Raw genomic sequence first — 16,524 nt, forward strand, 5'->3', positions numbered from 1 at the left:
CCCTCGGCATTCAGGCTTCTGCACGGGCGTAGACGCGTTCCTTGAACGGAGTCATGCCGATGCGGTGATAGGTGTCGATGAACAGCTCGTCTTCTGTGCGGTTGGCAACAAAGGTGTCGATGATGCGCTCGATCACGTCGGGCATTTCTTCGGCCTTGAACGACGGCCCGATGATCTTGCCGATCGCCGAATCGTTGCCCTGCGCTCCGCCCAGCGACACCTGGTACCACTCTTCGTCGTGCTTATCGACACCCAGGATGCCGATGTTGCCAACGTGGTGGTGACCGCACGAGTTGATGCAACCCGAGATGTTGAGCGACAGCTCGCCCAGGTCGTGCACGTAATCGAGATCGTCGAAACGCGCCTGGATCGCCTGCGCGATGGGGATCGACTTGGCGTTGGCCAGCGAGCAGAAATCGCCGCCCGGGCACGCAATGATGTCGGTCAGCAGGCCGATGTTGGCGGTGGCCATGCCGTGCTCCTTAGCCAGCTGCCACAGCTCCAGCAGGTCGTGCTTCTTCACGTCCGGTAGGATCAGGTTCTGCTCATGCGCGACACGCACCTCGCCAAAGCCGAAGCGCTCCGACCAATCCGCCACCAGCGCCATCTGCTCGGCCGTGGCATCGCCCGGAGGCAGCGCCGCGCCCGGCTTGAGCGACAGCGTGACCGCGGCGTAGCCCGGCACGCGGTGCGGATGCACGTTACGGCTGACCCAGCGTGCGAACGCCTTGTTCTCCAGCAGCGCCTTTTCATAGCCGGCATCGGTGTCGGCCAGCTTTTCATACGCGGGCGGCGCGAAGAACTGCGCCACGCGGTCGAATTCGGCCTGCGTGATGGTCGAGGGGCCGTCCTTGATGTGCTGCCACTCTTCTTCCACCTGGCGCGCAAATTCCTCTGCGCCGATGGCCTTCACGAGAATCTTGATGCGCGCCTTGTACTTGTTGTCGCGACGGCCGTAGCGGTTGTACACGCGCACGGCGGCTTCGATGTACGACAGCATGTGCTGCCACGGCAGGTCTTCCTTGATGATCGCGCCCAGGATCGGGGTACGGCCCATGCCGCCACCGGCCAGGATGCGCAGCAGCGTCTGGCCGTCCTTCTCATAGGCGTAGACGCCGATGTCGTGCAGTTGCGTCACGGCGCGGTCTTGGCGCGAGGCCGACACCGCAATCTTGAACTTGCGCGGCAGGAAGGCGAACTCGGGGATGAACGTCGACCATTGGCGCAGGATTTCCGCCAGCGGGCGCGCGTCGATCACTTCGTCCGGCGCCACGCCGGCAAACTGGTCGGTCGTGATGTTGCGGATGCAGTTGCCCGAAGTCTGGATGGCGTGCATTTCCACCGAGGCCAGCTTGGCCAGGATGTCCGGCACTTGCTCCAGTTCGATCCAGTTGTACTGGATGTTCTGGCGCGTGCTGAAGTGGCCGTAGCCGCGGTCGTGCTCCGCCGCGATATGGCTGAGCATGCGCATCTGGTTGGCGCGCAGATGGCCGTACGGAATCGCCACGCGCAGCATATAGGCGTGGCGCTGGTAGTACAGGCCGTTCTGGAGGCGCAGCGGCAGGAACTCTTCTTCGGTCAGTTCGCCCGAGATACGGCGGCGCACCTGGTCGCGGAACTGCGCAACGCGGTCGGCGACGAGGCGGTGATCGTAAGCGTCGTATTGGTACATGACTGTTCAGTCCGATCCGGCTGGGCCGGCATGCGATTCAATTGGGGGAATGCGTTTCGTTATGGCGCTGCTGTCGTCTCAGCGACAACAGCGGCAATCAAGCGGCGCCGGCATGAATTCACGCATCACGACACCAGCTTGATGGCCGTGATCGTCAGCGTGGCGGCAAGCGCGCCGCGCACCAGACGTTCCGGCAGATTCTTGGACAGGCGCGCGCCCAGCCAGATACCCGGGATGGAGCCCACCAGCAGCGACACCAGGAGGTTCCAGTCGATGGTGCCCAGGTACATGTGGCCCAGGCCCGCCACGGCGGTCAGCGGCACGGCATAGGCGATGTCGGTGCCGGCCACTTCGGCGCTCTTCAACTCGGGATACAGGATCAGGATGAGCGTCGCGCCCACCGCACCGGCACCGATGGACGACACCGTCACCAGCACGCCCAGCACCGCGCCAACGAGAACGGTGGCTGCGGCCAGCGCCGTGCCTTGCAGGCGATAGCGCGGGTTGCGGGCCAGCCAGCCCAGCACGCGCTGGCGGAACAACAGCGAAATCACGGTCAGGATGACCGATACGCCAATCGTCAGGCGAATCACGTGCATCCATTCAGCGTCGAGGTTGCCGGCACTCTTCAGCACGATCACCGTCACCAGCGCGGCGGGCAGGCTGCCCAGGCAGAGGCGCTTGACGATGTCCCAGCGGACATGACCATGGCTGCGATGCGCCATCGTACCGACGCCCTTGGTCAGCGAGGCGAATGCCAGGTCCGTGCCCACCGCGGTCGCTGGCGAAAAACCGAACATCAGCGTCAGCAGCGGCGTCATCAGCGAGCCGCCGCCAACGCCCGTCAGGCCGACCAGGAGGCCGACCAGCAGACCGGAAATCGTATAGGCAAGCGTCATGGCGCAGGGACAGTGAGGGCGTGTTATCACGAAGTTCGAGCATCGTAATGAACTGGCCTCATATCCCAAACCAATAAAAAATTGTTTGTTTATATGGTGTCGGTTATAAGTAGCGTTCAGTTCGCACCCGTTTTTCTTATTGACCGCGCAGCCATGAACCTCCACCAATTCCGCTTCGTGCGCGAAGCCGTGCGGCAGAAATTCAATCTGACAGAGGCCGCAAAAGCGCTCTATACATCACAACCCGGCGTGTCCAAGGCCATCATCGAGCTGGAAGAGGAGTTGGGCGTCGATATCTTCACCCGGCACGGCAAGCGCATCCGGGGTCTCACAGAGCCGGGACGCCGCATCCTCGCCTCGGTCGAGCGCGTGCTAGAAGAAGTGGAAACCCTCAAGCGCGTCGGCAAGGACTACGCCGCACAGGACCAGGGCAACTTCACCATCGCCACCACGCACACGCAGGCGCGCTACGCCCTGCCCAAGGCGATTGCCGAATTCACGCGCAAATATCCCAAGGTGCGCCTTTCCATTCAGCAGGGCACGCCCGCGCAGATTGCCGAGATGGTGCTGCACGACCAGGCCGACATCGCCATCGCCACCGAAGGCATGTCGCACGTGAAGGATCTGATCTCGATCCCGGGCTACCAGTGGCAGCATGTGGTGGTGACGCCACCTGACCACCCGCTTCTGTCGCGCCAGCACCTGACGCTGGACGACCTGAAGGGTTACCCGATCATCACGTACGACCACCACTTTGCCGGCCGGCCCAAGATCGACCACGCGTTCGAGCTGCGCCAGATCAAGCCCGACATCGTGCTCGAAGCCATCGACGCCGACGTCATCAAGACGTACGTGGAAGTGGGCCTGGGCGTGGGCATCGTGGCCGGCGTCGCGTTCGATGCCGAGCGCGACCGCAACCTGCGCGCCATTCCGGCCGGACACCTGTTCGGCACCAACGTCACGCACCTGGGCGTCAAACAAGGGGCGTACCTGCGCGGCTTCGTCTACACGTTCATCGAACTGTTTGCGCCGACGCTCACGCGCAAGCTGGTCGAACAACTCATGTCCGGCGATCACGAAGCGTACGAGCTTTGATCCGCCGGCAATCCGCAACACTCGAACTTCCCGGAGATTTCATGACGACCCGACGTCGCCTGCTGTGCGGCATGGCGCTCTTTGCCAGCGCTGCTGCACTTGCCCTGCCTGCCCAAGCCGACATCCGCGTGGGCGTGGTGCTGTCGACCACCGGCCCCGCCGCGGCCATCGGCATTCCCAGCAAGAACACCGTGCAGATGTGGCCGGCGACCATCGGCGGCCAGCGCGCGCAGGTCATCGTGCTGGACGATGCCTCCGACCCGTCGATGGCGGTGCGCAACGTGCGCAAGCTGATCGCCGAAGACAAGGTCGATGTCATCGTTGGCCCGACGATCGTGCCGACGGCACTGGCCTCGCTCGATGCCGTGGCCGAAGGGCAAACGCCGATGGTCACGCTGGCAGCTTCCGCCTCCATCGTCGAACCGCAGGACGCCAAGCGCCGCTGGGCCTTCAAGATGCCGCAGAACGATTCGCAGATGGCCACGCTCGTCACCCAGCACATGGCGGACAACGGCGTGCACACCGTCGGCTTCATCGGCTTTACGGATGCGTATGGCGAAAGCTGGTGGCGTGAATTCTCGAAGCTGGCCGACGTGCGCAAGCTGCGCGTGGTGGCCAACGAGCGTTTTGCGCGCACGGATACCAGCGTGACGGGGCAGATTCTCAAGCTGATGGCCGCCAAGCCCGACGCCATCCTGATTGCCGGCGCCGGCACCCCGGCCGCCCTGCCCCAACGCACGCTGGTGGAGCGCGGCTACAAGGGCCGCATTTACCAGACACACGGCATCGCCAGCACCGAATTCCTGAAGGTGGGCGGCAAGGACGTGGAAGGCACGCTCTTCCCGACCGGCCCCGTGGTGGTGGCGCGCGAGTTGCCGGCCAGCCACCCGGTGCGCAAGGTCGCCGTGGAATTTGCCGATCGCTATGAAGCCAAGTACGGCCCCAACACCGTCACGCAGTTCGCGGGCGATGCATGGGGCGCGTGGCAGCTGCTCGACAACGCCACGGCCCGGGCGCTCAAGAGCGGCGCCACGCCCGGCACCCCCGCCTTCCGCGCCGCCCTGCGCGATGCGCTGGAAACGACGCGCGATCTGACCGTGCCCAACGGCGTGCTGAACCTGAATGCCCAGGATCACCAAGGCTTCGACCAACGTTCGCGCGTGATGGGCATCATCAAGAACGGCCGTTTCGCATACGCCGGCCCGCGCTAATCCAACACGCAGAGATTTGCCATGACACGCATTGCCTTCATCGGCCTCGGCAACATGGGCACGCCGATGGTCCAGCACCTGATTGCCGCCGGGCACACCGTGCGCGCCTATGTGCGCCGCCCGGAAGCCGCCGACAACGCCCGCGCCCTCGGCGCCGAGCCCGTCAACACGCCCGCCGAAGCGGCGCGCGACGCGGAGGTGATCTTCACCAACGTGACGTCCACAGCCGATGTGGAAAGCGTGCTGCTCGGGCCGGACGGCGTCATCCACGGCGCGCCGCGTGGCGCGGTGTGCGTCGATCACAGCACGATCTCCGCTGTCGCCACACGCCGGATCGCGGCCGATTTGGAAGCGGCGGGCCTGGAGTTCCTGGATGCGCCGGTCTCAGGCGGCACCGCAGGCGCACAGAAGGCCACGCTGTCGATCATGGTTGGCGGCAAGGCCGAAGTGCTGGAACGCGTGCGGCCGCTGCTCCAACTGCTGGGCACGACGATCACGCACGTCGGCGATCACGGTGCCGGCCAGGTCGCCAAGGCGTGCAACCAGATCGTGCAGGTCATCAATATTCAGGGCATTGCCGAAGCCATGCTCTTTGCACGCGCTCAGGGCACCGATCCGTCGCGCGTGCTGGCCGCCATCGGCCCGGGCTTTGCCGGCAGCCGCATGCTCGACCTGGAGGGCCCCAAGATGGCGGAGCGCAACTTTGCCGCCGGCATCGAAGCGCGCCTGCACGACAAGGATTTCGGCCTCGTGCGCGAGATCGCCCAGGAACTGGGCCTGCAGATGCCGGCGATGGAGCTAGTGGCTTCGCAGCTCAATACGCTGGTCGCCAACGGCTGGGGGTATGACGATACGGCGTCGCTGCTGCGCGTGCTCGAGCAGCAGAACAACCAGCAGACGGATTGAGCGTCTTCCGGCCCGCCTTGTTTGGCTGGCCGGACTTCTGGCATAATTGCCGGCTCATCAGCACCTGCCCGAGTGGTGAAATTGGTAGACGCAGGGGACTCAAAATCCCCCGCCGCAAGGCGTGCCGGTTCGATTCCGGCCTCGGGCACCAGAATTCAAGCCGCTTCTGTTCACGCAGAAGCGGCTTTTTCATTGGGCGTTCGGCAACGCGATGACAGCCGGCAACACGCCCAGCGCGGCGTGGGATAATGGCGGTTTTGCCCCGGGCGCGGCTCAAGAGGTTGATCGCACGGGCGCGAGGGCCTTTATCCGCGTGGCCCGCCCCACCATCGACTTTCTTCAGCACCCAAAATGCCCGCATACCGTTCCAAAACCTCCACCGCCGGCCGCAACATGGCGGGGGCACGCTCGCTCTGGCGCGCCACCGGCATGAAAGACGAAGACTTCCAGAAGCCGATCATCGCGGTGGTCAACTCGTTCACCCAGTTCGTTCCCGGCCACGTGCACCTGAAAGACCTGGGCCAGCTCGTCGCGCGCGAGATCGAAGCGGCGGGCGGGGTTGCCAAGGAATTCAACACGATCGCCGTGGATGACGGCATCGCCATGGGCCACGACGGCATGCTGTATTCGCTGCCCAGCCGCGACATCATTGCCGACTCGGTCGAATACATGGTCAACGCGCACTGCGCCGATGCCATGGTCTGCATCTCCAACTGCGACAAGATCACCCCGGGCATGCTGATGGCGGCCATGCGCCTGAACATTCCGGTGATCTTCGTCTCCGGCGGCCCGATGGAAGCAGGCAAGACGCGCCTGGCAAACCCCGTCACCAAGGCCATCGAGATCAAGAAGCTGGACCTGATCGACGCGATGGTGATCGCGGCCGACAGCAAGTATTCCGACGAGGAAGTGGCCGAAGTCGAACGCTCGGCTTGCCCGACCTGCGGTTCGTGCTCGGGCATGTTCACGGCCAACTCGATGAACTGCCTGACCGAAGCGCTCGGCCTGTCGCTGCCCGGCAACGGCACCGTGGTCGCCACGCACGCAGACCGCGAACAGCTCTTCAAGCGCGCCGGCCGCCGCATCGTTGAACTGGCCCGCCAGTACTACGAGCAGGACGACGAGCGCGTGCTGCCGCGCTCGGTCGGCTTCAAGGCATTTGAGAACGCCATGACGCTGGACATCGCGATGGGTGGCTCGACCAACACGATCCTGCACCTGCTGGCCATCGCGCAAGAAGCCGAAATCGACTTCACGATGGCGGACATCGACCGCCTTTCGCGCGTCGTGCCGCAGCTGTGCAAGGTCGCGCCGAACACGAACAAGTACCACATCGAAGACGTGCACCGCGCTGGCGGTATCATGGCCATCCTGGGTGAGCTGGACCGCGCCGGCAAGCTGCACACCGACGCACCCACCGTGCACGCGCCCACGATGAAGGACGCGCTGGACCAGTGGGACATCGTCCGCACGTCGGATGAAGCCGTGCAGACGTTCTACCGTGCCGGCCCGGCCGGTATCCCGACGCAGGTGGCCTTCAGCCAGAACACGCGCTGGCCGAGCCTGGACCTGGACCGCGCCGAGGGCTGCATCCGCTCGCACGAACATGCGTTCTCCAAGGAAGGCGGCCTGGCCGTCCTGAGGGGCAACATCGCGCTGGACGGCTGCGTGGTGAAGACCGCGGGCGTGGACGAGAGCATCCTCGTGTTCGAAGGCACGGCGCATGTGACGGAATCGCAGGACGAAGCGGTCGAGAACATCCTCGCCGACAAGGTCAAGGCCGGCGACGTGGTGGTCGTGCGTTACGAGGGCCCGAAGGGCGGCCCCGGCATGCAGGAAATGCTGTACCCGACGAGCTACATCAAGTCCAAGGGCCTGGGCAAAGCCTGTGCGCTGCTGACGGACGGCCGCTTCTCGGGCGGCACGTCGGGCCTGTCGATTGGTCACTGCTCGCCGGAAGCGGCTGCAGGCGGCGCGATCGGCCTGGTGCGCAACGGTGACAAGATCCGCATCGACATCCCCAACCGCACGATCAACGTGCTGGTGTCGGATGAAGAACTCGCGCGTCGCCGCGAAGAGCAGAACGCCAAGGGCTGGAAGCCTGCGCAGCCGCGTCCGCGCAAGGTGTCGGCCGCGCTCAAGGCGTACGCGAAGCTGGTCATGTCGGCGGACAAGGGCGCAGTGCGCGACCTGTCGCAACTGGACGACTGACGCAGCACGGGCCAAGCGCTCGATCCACGTGAAAAAAGCCGCTCTTCGGAGCGGCTTTTTCTATTGCGTCGGTGCTGCGATGTTCAATCCCACTGCGGCGCCAGCCCGTCTGGTGAAACGTCGCGGCCGTTGCGCTCAAGCGCGGCGATCTGCGCCATGTCGTCAGCGGTCAGTTGCAGCGTTTGTGCGCGCAGGTTGCTCGCAAGATTTTCACGCTTGGTCGACGACGGGATCACCGAATAGCCGAGCTGCATCGCCCAGGCCAGCGCCACCTGCGCCGGCGTCGCCTCGTGCCGCTGTGCAATCGCGCCGATTACCGGATCGCCCAGCACCTTGCCGTAGGCGAGCGTCATGTAAGACGTGACATGAACGCCCTCGCGCTGCAGGAATTCGACGAGCTTGCGGTTCTGCAGATACGGGCTCAACTCGATCTGGTTGGTGGCGATGGCGTCATTGCCGACCACCGCCATCGCCTGTTGCGTCAGCGCGATGTTGAAGTTCGAGACGCCGATCTCGCGCGTCAAACCCCGGGCCTTGGCTTCGGCCAGCGCAGTCATGAATTCTTCGAGCGACACGCCGTTGTTGGGCGCAGGCCAGTGGATCAGCGTGAGGTCGACGTAATCGGTGCGCAGCTTGGCGAGGCTGTCTTCGAGGCTTGGCGCCAGCTTGTCCTTGGCGTAGTTGTCGACCCAGATCTTGGTGGTGAGGAAGAGGTCTTCGCGACGCACACCTGAGCTGGCAATCGCCTCACCCACGTCGGCTTCGTTGCCGTAGATCTGTGCTGTGTCGATTGCGCGGTAGCCGAGTTCCAGGCCATTGCGAACCGAGTCGATGACAACCTGGCCCTTCAGGCGGAACGTGCCGAGGCCGAAAGCGGGAATCTTGTTCATCTTGTGCTCCAGGGAAGATCGAATCAGGGGTTCATGGCGAGGCGCGCCCGGCGCTGCACCACGTGCAGCCCCACCAGCGCTAGGCCTGCCGCAGCAATCACCGCGCCGACAATCGGCACCGCCGCATAGCCCAGGCCTGCGGAGATGGCCGCACCGCCCGCTGCCGCGCCCAGCGCGTTGCCGAGGTTGAACGCGCCCACGTTGACCGACGACGCAAGGCCCGGCGCCTCAGCCGCGGCACGCATCACGCGCATCTGCAGCGGCGGCACAACCGCGAACGTGGCAATGCCCCACACCAGCAAGGCGGTGGCGGCACCGACGTGCGTCTTGGCCAACACGGGAAACGCGAGCATCGTCACGATCAACAGCACGAGGAAACCGATCAGGCTGCCGTCGAGCGAGCGATCGGCCAAGCGGCCGCCGGCAATGTTGCCGATCGAAAAGCCGATGCCGATCAGCACCAGCATGGCCGTCACGAACGCCGGCGAGGCGCCGGTCAGCTGTGCAAGCGTCGGGGCAACGTACGTGTAAAGCGTGAACATCGCGCCGGCACCGAGCACCGTCGTGGCAAGCGCGCCAAGCACCACGGGACGTGTCAGCACGGCCAGCTCGGCGCGCAGGTTGGGCATCTTGCCGGCATCGCCCTTCGGCAGTGCGGTGAACAAGCCCGCGATGGCGATCACGCCCAGGCTTGCCGTGGCGGCAAACGACATGCGCCAGCCGATCATCTGGCCCAGCCACGTCGCGGCCGGCACACCGCCGACGTTGGCGATCGTCAGGCCCATGAACATCGTTGCCACGGCGCTGGCCTGCTTCTCGTGCGGCACAAGGCTGGCGGCCACCACCGAACCCAGCCCGAAGAACGCGCCGTGGTTGAGGCTGGTGACGAGCCGCGCGAGCAGCAGCGTCATGTAATCCGGCGCCACAGCAGAGAGCAGATTGCCGATGGTGAAGATGCTCATCAGCGCGATCAGCGCCTTGCGGCGCGGCCAGCGTGCAAGAAGCAACGTCATGATCGGCGCGCCGACCATGACGCCAATGGCGTATGCGCTGATCAGCATGCCGGCCTGTGGAATCGATACATGCACGCCGTCGGCAATCACAGGCAGCAGGCCCATCGGCGAGAACTCGGTCGTGCCGATACCAAAGGCGCCGGCGGCAAGCGCGAGCAGCGGCAGTGTGGCGCTGCTGCGTTCGCGCTCGGTGGAAGTTTGGATGGAATTCATACGGTGTACTCCAGAGCAGAGGATTGGAAAGCGGGCAGGACCTCTGCCGCGATTTCCGCAAACCTTTGAGCAAGCGGGCGACGATTTCTGGGGAAATGCAACGCGTCCGGCGCCGTCGCCAGAACGATGGCGCCTGGGCCTGCGTAATAAGCATGGATTGCAGTGTGCGGGCTCCACCTTTGCAGAAAAACCCGTCCGTCGACGAAACAGTCTTGATTGTCAATCAACAATGCATGTTGATTGGGGCGCACTGCGGGGTGTCAGCACAGCGCGCGCGTCGGCTTTCCAATATATGTCACATAGTGATATATTCGACCGCAAACCCATTATTTGCGCCATGTCCACTTCCGCACGCCCTTTGTCCAAGCAGGATTTCGAGAACCTCTCCAATTTCCGCTACCACCTGCGCCGCTTCCTGCGCGCGTCCGAAGATCTGATCCAGGCCAAGGGCATCACCCCGCTGCAGTATCAATTGCTGCTGCACGTGAAAGGCTATGCCGGACGTGAATGGGCGACCGTTGGCGAGCTGGCCGAGCGCCTGCAGGCGGCGCCGCACGGCACGGCGGCGCTCGTCACGCGTTGCGAAGAAGCCGGTCTGGTCGTGCGCCGTCAGAGCGATACCGACGCCCGCCAAGTGGAAGTGCATCTTTCCAGAAAGGGCGATCACCTCGTTGCGCTGCTGGCCGAGCTGCACCAGAGCGAGCTGTCGGCCTTCAGCCGCGCCTTCAAGCTTCCGCACCTCGATCAACCCGCCGAGCCCACCGCCGAGCAGTAACGTCATGCACACCGTTGAACACACACAGCCTCGGCGCGACTTTGCAACGGACACCACGCTGTTCCGCACCACGGCGCTGGCTGTCGTCATCGCTGCGTTTGCCACGCTGGCGGCGACGGTGCTGCTCCACCTGATCCGCTTCTTCACCAACCTGTTCTTTTTCCAGACGCTGTCGCTGGCGGATCGATCGCCGGCCACCAATACGCTCGGCGCCTGGGTGATTGCGGTGCCGCTCCTCGGCGGGCTCATCGTCGGGCTGATGGCGCGCTTCGGTTCGGAGAAGATCCGCGGTCACGGCATTCCCGAGGCCATCGAAGCGATCCTGTTCGGCAAGAGCAAGATGTCGCCGAAGGTGGCGGTGCTCAAGCCGCTGTCGTCGGGCGTCGTGATCGGCAGCGGCGGGCCGTTTGGCGCGGAAGGCCCGATCATCATGACCGGCGGCGCGATCGGCTCGCTGTTCGCGCAGTTCTTCAAGCTGACGGCGGCTGAGCGCAAGACCCTGCTGGTGGCCGGTGCCACGGCCGGCATGACCGCCGTATTCGGCACGCCCGTCGCCGCCTTGCTGCTGGCGGTGGAGCTGCTGCTGTTCGAATGGCGCCCGCGCAGCATGCTGCCCGTGGCGGTGGCCTGCGCGGTGGCGGGCTTCCTCCGTGTGCTGGTGCTGGAGCCCGGCCCCCTCTTCCCGCTGGAAACCGCGCCCGCGACGCTGCCTGCGCTGGGCTCCTGCGTGATCGCCGGGTTGCTGTGCGGCGCGCTGGCGCGCTCGCTGTCGATGGCGCTGTACAAGACCGAAGACCTGTTCGGCCGCCTGCCGATCCACTGGATGTGGTGGCCGGCCATCGGCGGCCTGGTGGTGGGCATTGGCGGCTATTTCGAACCGCGCGCGCTGGGCGTCGGCTACGACGTCATCGGCGATTTGCTGCACAACCATCTCGCCATCCGCGTAGCGCTGGCGCTGCTGGTGGTCAAGGCCATCATCTGGGTGATCGCGCTGGGCTCGGGCACGTCGGGCGGTGTGCTCGCTCCGCTGCTGATGATGGGCGCTGGTCTTGGTGTGCTCGTCGGGCCTGTGCTGCCGGGCGGCGATCCGGGCCTGTGGCCGCTTGTCTGCATGGCCGCCATGCTGGCCGGTGTGCTGGGCGCCCCGCTCACGGCCATCGTCTTCGCCTTTGGGCTCACGCACGATGTCAATGCGCTGCTGCCGATTTTGCTTGCGGTCGCGGTGTCCTACGGTTTTGTCGTGCTGACCATGCCGCGCTCGATCATGACCGAGAAGATCGCGCGCCGCGGCTTCCACATCTATCGCGAATACGCTGTCGATCCGCTCGAGCGCCACGCCGTGGACGAGGTGATGACGCGTTCCGTGCAGACCATCGACGCACAGGCCACGCTGGCCGATACACTCGCCGACCGCTTTGGCGCCAGGCAGGCGCACCGCGCATTTCCCGTGGTGCAAGGCGGGCCGAATGGCAGGCTGATCGGCATGCTCGACCGCGATGCGCTGCTGGCAGGCCAGACGCGCGGCGCCGTCACCGTGGCCGAATTGTTTGGTGCAAACGCCCCCGTGATGGCGTTGCCGGGCGAGACCTGCCGCATCGTTGCCACACGGCTGGCGGTGCATGGGCTGGAGCGGCTGCCTGTGGTGGCCGATTCGCAATCGCGCGCGTTGGTGGGCATTGTCTCGCGCAGCGATCTGGTCAAACCATCGCTGGCCTTCTTTGATGAAGAACAGCGCCGTGAACGCTTCCGCCGTGTGCCGCTGGCGGGCGCACGCACGCAGCTTGAACTGCGCCGTCGGCGCGCCGGCCGCGGGGCGCGCTAGTCTCAACGCTCAGCCGGCCACGTGCCGGTTGCGCCCGCTTTCCTTGGCGCGATACAGCGCCAGATCGGCGCGCTTGAGCATTTCCGACGCGGTATCGCCCGGCCGGCAAACCGTCATGCCCATGCTGACCGTCATCGAGAGCCCGGTCGGGAAACTTTCGTCGCTCTCGGCCACTGCGGTGCGCAGGCGCTCGGCCACCTCGGTGGCGGTTTCCAGCGTGGTGCGGCCCATCACCATGGCGAATTCCTCGCCGCCCAACCGCCCAACGAGGTCACTGCTGCGCAGCACGCCCGTGGCAAGCGACGCAAAGCGCTGCAGCGCCATGTCGCCCACAGCGTGGCCCCATGTGTCGTTGATCCGCTTGAAGTGATCCAGATCGGCCAGCACCAGCACGAGTGGTTCGGCGCGATTGTGGGCACGCGCGAGCACCGTGTCGAACAGCGCCAGGAAGCGGCGGCGCGTCAGAACACCCGTCAGATGGTCGAAATGCGCTTCGTTGGCGAGTGCGCTGTTGGTGCGCTGCAGCCGCTGGTTCAGATGGCGCGTCACACGGTGGTGCTGCCGCTCGCGCACCAACGACCACGCCACCAGCACGAACGTAGCCAGCACGCTCACGAACAGCACGAACCCGATCATCCGATTGCGCGCATGGTTGGCGATCTGCTGCCCCCACGCCGGCAGCGGCTCGGCCACGACGACGGTGAGGTCTGCACTCGCATTGCGTGACACGGTGAGCGATGGCATCGCACTGCCCTCGCGCCAGGCCAGCGTATCGCGCACCTCGGCCGGCACCCAGCTCGGCACGTCGGGATGCGCCTTCGCGGTCGGCTGATAGGGCCACGGCTCGAAGTCGACGCGCTGGTAGGCGTTGTACCGGTCGCTGGCGCCCATGCGCTGCAGGCGCGCATCGGGCAGGATCTTGCCGACCAGCGATGCATCGGTCGACAGAATGATCAGCCCATTCGGATCGGTCACCAGCGAGGTCGGATGCGATACCCAGTGCTGCAACCGCGCGAGGCTGACCTTGGTGCCCATCACCGCGATCAGGTATCCACCCGCGTCATACACCGGCGCGGCGAAGAACAGGCCCGGCACGCCCGTCACCCGGCCCACCGTGAACTGCTCGCCCAGACCGCCCAGCATCGCCTCCTTCATGTAAGGCTGCATGCTCGACTGCACGCCGACGAACGAATCGGCACGACCGGCGTTGTTGGCCAGCACCACGTAATTGTTCTGGTTCACGACCCATACGTAGTCCAGCCCGAGATTGCCGGCGGTGGCATTCAGGAATGCGTCCATGTCGACCACTTCGGGATGCGACATCGCCTGTTCGGCGCGCGAGCCCTGGTCCATCAGGTTCCAGCGCCGGGTGTCGACGCGCTGCACCGCGCGCGGGATGGCATCGATCTGCGCGAGCGTCTGCGGCAGCGCGCGCAGCAGGGCCACGTCGGCCGTGATCTGGCTCGACATCCCCTCCGCCACCTGGGCGGCCAACTGGCGCCGCGCATCCACCATCTGCTGCACGTCGCGCGCGCTCATCGAATCGGCCACGAAGCAGGCGGCAAACCACGAGACACCCACGCCCACCAGCGCCGCAGACAGCCAAAGCGCCCATCGCGCAATGCGCAGCCGGGCGCCATGCGACGACGTTGGGGCGGGCGCCTTCATGTCAGGCCTCGCTGCCGAGGAAATCCGCGACCGTCGGGTAGCGCAGCGCCACCCGCAGCTCACGCGCAAGCCGCGTGTTGCGCAGCCGGCGCGATTCGCTCATGAACGACAGCAGCGCCGGCTCGATCTGCTGAGCCGCTTCGGCGCGCGAAATGCGCGGCGGCCGCTGCAAGCCGCGTGCGTCGGCCACGGCGTCGAAGTAATCGCCCATGCGCAACTCCGAGGCGTCGCTCGCATGCACGACGCGCTGCGGCCGGCCCCGGAACAGCGCGGCAATGACGGCACGCGCGAGGTCGTCCGCGTGAATGTGGTTGGTGTAGACGTCATCCTCCGCGCGCAGGGCGGGCGTACCTCGCTGGAGCCGCGCAACGGGCAGCCGATCCGCCGCATAAATGCCGGGAATGCGCAGGATCGACGTGCGCCAGCCGCCGCCCGCGCCGAACCAGCGCACGCGGCGCTCGGCAGCGACCCGGCGCTGCGCACGCGCCGTGGTGGGCTTCACGGGCCGGGCTTCGTCCACCCAGGCGCCTCCCGCATCACCGTAGACACCGCTGGTGCTGGCATAGACAAACGCGCGCGCTTGGAGGCGGGTTTTCAAGCGGCCAGTGAGGCCACCAGACTTGTGCGCCCGCTCGGGTAAAATGCGACGTTTTGTGGCGGTGGAATTCGGGGACGGTTGCGCGAGCGTATGCAGCAGCGCGGCGGTACGCGGATCATCGTTGCCAACTGCGGGCGGCGGTGCCAGATGCAGCACGCGGGGGCTCAACCCTCGCAGCCGTTGCAGCGACGCGGCATCGTCCAGGTTGGCGACAATCGGCACGGCACCCGCTTCGCGCAACGAAGCGCGGCCTTCAAGGCGCGAGGTGACGGCAAAGACGCGAAAACGCGAGCGCAGCAACGTCAGGCAGCGTTGCCCGACATCGCCGCAGCCGACGATCAGCACGCGCGGACGTCCCAGGCGTGGTGCAGGATTGGACGGCCCAGCGACTGACTGATTCACCATCGGACGTGCTGCCGGATTGACCACCATTGCATGCCCATCAGGGCGACCAGACACTCTTTTCAACATATTCGGATTGTAGATGGCTTACCAGATCAACGTGCTGCCCAGCGGCCGCCAGTTCCAGGCCGAAGACGGCGAGACCATCCTTGCAGCAGCGCTGCGCCAGGGCATCGGCCTGCCGTACGGCTGCAAGAACGGCGCATGCGGCTCGTGCAAGGGCCAAGTGCGCGAGGGCTCCATCGTTCAGGGCAACCACTCGCCCAACGCGCTGACCGCCCAGGAGGCCACCGAAGGCCGCGCGCTGTTCTGCTGCGCCACGCCTGCCACGAACGTCACCATCGAAGTGCGTGAAGTGCACGGCGCCGGCGATGTCCCCATCAAGAAGATCCCATGCCGCGTCGCGTCGCTTGAGAAGGCCGCGCCGGACGTCACCATCGTCAAGCTGCAACTGCCTGCCACCGAGCGTATGCAATTTCTGGCCGGGCAGTACGTGGAATTTCTCCTGCGCGACGGCAAGCGCCGCAGCTACTCGATCGCCAATCCGCCCCACGACGACGGCCCGATCGAGCTGCACATCCGCCACATGCCGGGCGGCGCGTTTACCGACTACGTGTTTGGTGCCAAGGAAGGCGCCCCGGCCATGAAGGAGCGCGACATCCTGCGCTTCGAAGGTCCGCTGGGCAGCTTCTTCCTGCGTGAAGAATCCGACAAGCCGATCATCCTGCTGGCCTCGGGCACCGGCTTTGCGCCCATCAAGGCGATCGTCGAGCATGCCCAGTTCATCGGCAGCACGCGCCCGATGACGCTGTACTGGGGCGGCCGCCGCCCGCAAGACCTGTACATGCACGCCAAGGCCGAAGAATGGGCGCGCACGCTGCCGAACTTCACGTACGTGCCGGTCGTCTCCAACGCCCTGCCCGAAGACGCCTGGACGGGCCGCACCGGTTTCGTTCACCAGGCGGTGATGGCCGACTACCCCGATCTGTCGGGCCACGAGGTCTACGCCTGCGGCGCGCCGGTGGTGATCAACTCGGCCCGCACGGACTTCGCTGCCCAGTGCGGAATGCATCCGGACGCATTCTTCGCCGATTCGTTCACCTCGGAGGCCGATCTCCATCCGGCCGGCTGACGTTGCACAAATCCCAA

At 65.6% G+C, this 16,524-nt stretch carries 13 protein-coding genes and 1 tRNA gene; 8 read left to right on the forward strand and 6 right to left on the reverse strand.

Features of this window, described 5'->3' with window-relative positions:
* Positions 1-10: 10 nt before the first annotated feature.
* Both R2676_RS01790 and R2676_RS01795 read right to left on the reverse strand, forming a co-directional pair.
* Positions 11-1,672, reverse strand: a complete 1,662-nt coding sequence (locus R2676_RS01790) for a nitrite/sulfite reductase (protein ID WP_027680756.1) — start codon at positions 1,670-1,672, stop codon at positions 11-13.
* A 125-nt stretch (positions 1,673-1,797) separates the two neighbouring features.
* Positions 1,798-2,571 carry a sulfite exporter TauE/SafE family protein gene (locus R2676_RS01795; RefSeq protein ID WP_206274961.1) on the reverse strand — a complete coding sequence of 258 codons (774 nt, stop codon included), beginning with the start codon at positions 2,569-2,571 and terminating at the stop codon, positions 1,798-1,800.
* A 153-nt stretch (positions 2,572-2,724) separates the two neighbouring features.
* On the opposite strand from R2676_RS01795, the gene R2676_RS01800 reads away from it, so the two are divergent.
* The 5 genes from R2676_RS01800 to ilvD all read left to right on the forward strand — a co-directional run bounded on the left by R2676_RS01800 (position 2,725) and on the right by ilvD (position 7,994).
* Positions 2,725-3,666, forward strand: a complete 942-nt coding sequence (locus tag R2676_RS01800; RefSeq protein ID WP_012762606.1) for a CysB family HTH-type transcriptional regulator — start codon at positions 2,725-2,727, stop codon at positions 3,664-3,666.
* 41 nt (positions 3,667-3,707) lie between these two features.
* Positions 3,708-4,877 (forward strand): ABC transporter substrate-binding protein, encoded by a 1,170-nt coding sequence (locus R2676_RS01805; protein ID WP_206274960.1) that lies wholly within the window; start codon positions 3,708-3,710, stop codon positions 4,875-4,877.
* Between the two features lie 21 nt (positions 4,878-4,898).
* Positions 4,899-5,783 carry an NAD(P)-dependent oxidoreductase gene (locus R2676_RS01810; protein ID WP_206274959.1) on the forward strand — a complete coding sequence of 295 codons (885 nt, stop codon included), beginning with the start codon at positions 4,899-4,901 and terminating at the stop codon, positions 5,781-5,783.
* Positions 5,784-5,849: 66 nt separating this feature from the next.
* A tRNA-Leu gene (locus tag R2676_RS01815) sits at positions 5,850-5,934 on the forward strand.
* A gap of 200 nt (positions 5,935-6,134) precedes the next feature.
* A complete protein-coding gene (gene ilvD / locus R2676_RS01820; protein ID WP_206274896.1) occupies positions 6,135-7,994 on the forward strand; it encodes a dihydroxy-acid dehydratase in 1,860 nt (619 codons plus the stop codon).
* A gap of 83 nt (positions 7,995-8,077) precedes the next feature.
* Here the strand turns inward: ilvD and dkgB are convergent, their stop codons facing one another.
* Positions 8,078-8,884 carry a 2,5-didehydrogluconate reductase DkgB gene (gene dkgB, locus R2676_RS01825; protein WP_206274895.1) on the reverse strand — a complete coding sequence of 269 codons (807 nt, stop codon included), beginning with the start codon at positions 8,882-8,884 and terminating at the stop codon, positions 8,078-8,080.
* 23 nt (positions 8,885-8,907) lie between these two features.
* Positions 8,908-10,110, reverse strand: coding sequence for an MFS transporter (locus R2676_RS01830; protein ID WP_206274894.1), 1,203 nt, complete (start codon positions 10,108-10,110; stop codon positions 8,908-8,910).
* A 337-nt stretch (positions 10,111-10,447) separates the two neighbouring features.
* Here R2676_RS01830 and R2676_RS01835 point away from each other — a divergent pair, with 337 nt between their 5' ends.
* Positions 10,448-10,885, forward strand: coding sequence for a MarR family winged helix-turn-helix transcriptional regulator (locus R2676_RS01835; protein WP_027680748.1), 438 nt, complete (start codon positions 10,448-10,450; stop codon positions 10,883-10,885).
* Positions 10,886-10,889: 4 nt separating this feature from the next.
* Positions 10,890-12,707, forward strand: a complete 1,818-nt coding sequence (locus R2676_RS01840; protein WP_206274893.1) for a chloride channel protein — start codon at positions 10,890-10,892, stop codon at positions 12,705-12,707.
* A 9-nt stretch (positions 12,708-12,716) separates the two neighbouring features.
* Here the strand turns inward: R2676_RS01840 and R2676_RS01845 are convergent, their stop codons facing one another.
* Together R2676_RS01845 and R2676_RS01850 are read right to left on the reverse strand one after the other, a co-directional pair.
* Positions 12,717-14,375 carry a sensor domain-containing diguanylate cyclase gene (locus R2676_RS01845; protein WP_206274892.1) on the reverse strand — a complete coding sequence of 553 codons (1,659 nt, stop codon included), beginning with the start codon at positions 14,373-14,375 and terminating at the stop codon, positions 12,717-12,719.
* A gap of 1 nt (position 14,376) precedes the next feature.
* Positions 14,377-15,378: an NAD-dependent epimerase/dehydratase family protein gene (locus R2676_RS01850; RefSeq protein ID WP_206274891.1), complete on the reverse strand. Its 1,002-nt coding sequence runs from the start codon at positions 15,376-15,378 to the stop codon at positions 14,377-14,379.
* 79 nt (positions 15,379-15,457) lie between these two features.
* On the opposite strand from R2676_RS01850, the gene R2676_RS01855 reads away from it, so the two are divergent.
* Positions 15,458-16,507 carry a CDP-6-deoxy-delta-3,4-glucoseen reductase gene (locus R2676_RS01855; RefSeq protein WP_206274890.1) on the forward strand — a complete coding sequence of 350 codons (1,050 nt, stop codon included), beginning with the start codon at positions 15,458-15,460 and terminating at the stop codon, positions 16,505-16,507.
* Positions 16,508-16,524: the final 17 nt, after the last annotated feature.

Source organism: Ralstonia flatus (assembly GCF_958439105.1).
Classification (GTDB): Bacteria; Pseudomonadota; Gammaproteobacteria; order Burkholderiales; family Burkholderiaceae; genus Ralstonia; species Ralstonia flatus.

Bases quoted from the DNA above. Each gene is read 5' to 3' on its own strand.
- R2676_RS01795 (WP_206274961.1), bottom strand. From the start codon at position 2,571: ATGACGCTTGCCTATACGATTTCCGGTCTGCTGGTCGGCCTCCTGGTC.
- R2676_RS01805 (WP_206274960.1), top strand. From the start codon at position 3,708: ATGACGACCCGACGTCGCCTGCTGTGCGGCATGGCGCTCTTTGCCAGC.
- R2676_RS01790 (WP_027680756.1), bottom strand. From the start codon at position 1,672: ATGTACCAATACGACGCTTACGATCACCGCCTCGTCGCCGACCGCGTT.
- R2676_RS01855 (WP_206274890.1), top strand. From the start codon at position 15,458: ATGGCTTACCAGATCAACGTGCTGCCCAGCGGCCGCCAGTTCCAGGCC.
- R2676_RS01800 (WP_012762606.1), top strand. From the start codon at position 2,725: ATGAACCTCCACCAATTCCGCTTCGTGCGCGAAGCCGTGCGGCAGAAA.
- R2676_RS01840 (WP_206274893.1), top strand. From the start codon at position 10,890: ATGCACACCGTTGAACACACACAGCCTCGGCGCGACTTTGCAACGGAC.
- R2676_RS01830 (WP_206274894.1), bottom strand. From the start codon at position 10,110: ATGAATTCCATCCAAACTTCCACCGAGCGCGAACGCAGCAGCGCCACA.
- R2676_RS01835 (WP_027680748.1), top strand. From the start codon at position 10,448: ATGTCCACTTCCGCACGCCCTTTGTCCAAGCAGGATTTCGAGAACCTC.
- dkgB (WP_206274895.1), bottom strand. From the start codon at position 8,884: ATGAACAAGATTCCCGCTTTCGGCCTCGGCACGTTCCGCCTGAAGGGC.
- R2676_RS01850 (WP_206274891.1), bottom strand. From the start codon at position 15,378: ATGGTGAATCAGTCAGTCGCTGGGCCGTCCAATCCTGCACCACGCCTG.
- R2676_RS01810 (WP_206274959.1), top strand. From the start codon at position 4,899: ATGACACGCATTGCCTTCATCGGCCTCGGCAACATGGGCACGCCGATG.
- R2676_RS01845 (WP_206274892.1), bottom strand. From the start codon at position 14,375: ATGAAGGCGCCCGCCCCAACGTCGTCGCATGGCGCCCGGCTGCGCATT.
- ilvD (WP_206274896.1), top strand. From the start codon at position 6,135: ATGCCCGCATACCGTTCCAAAACCTCCACCGCCGGCCGCAACATGGCG.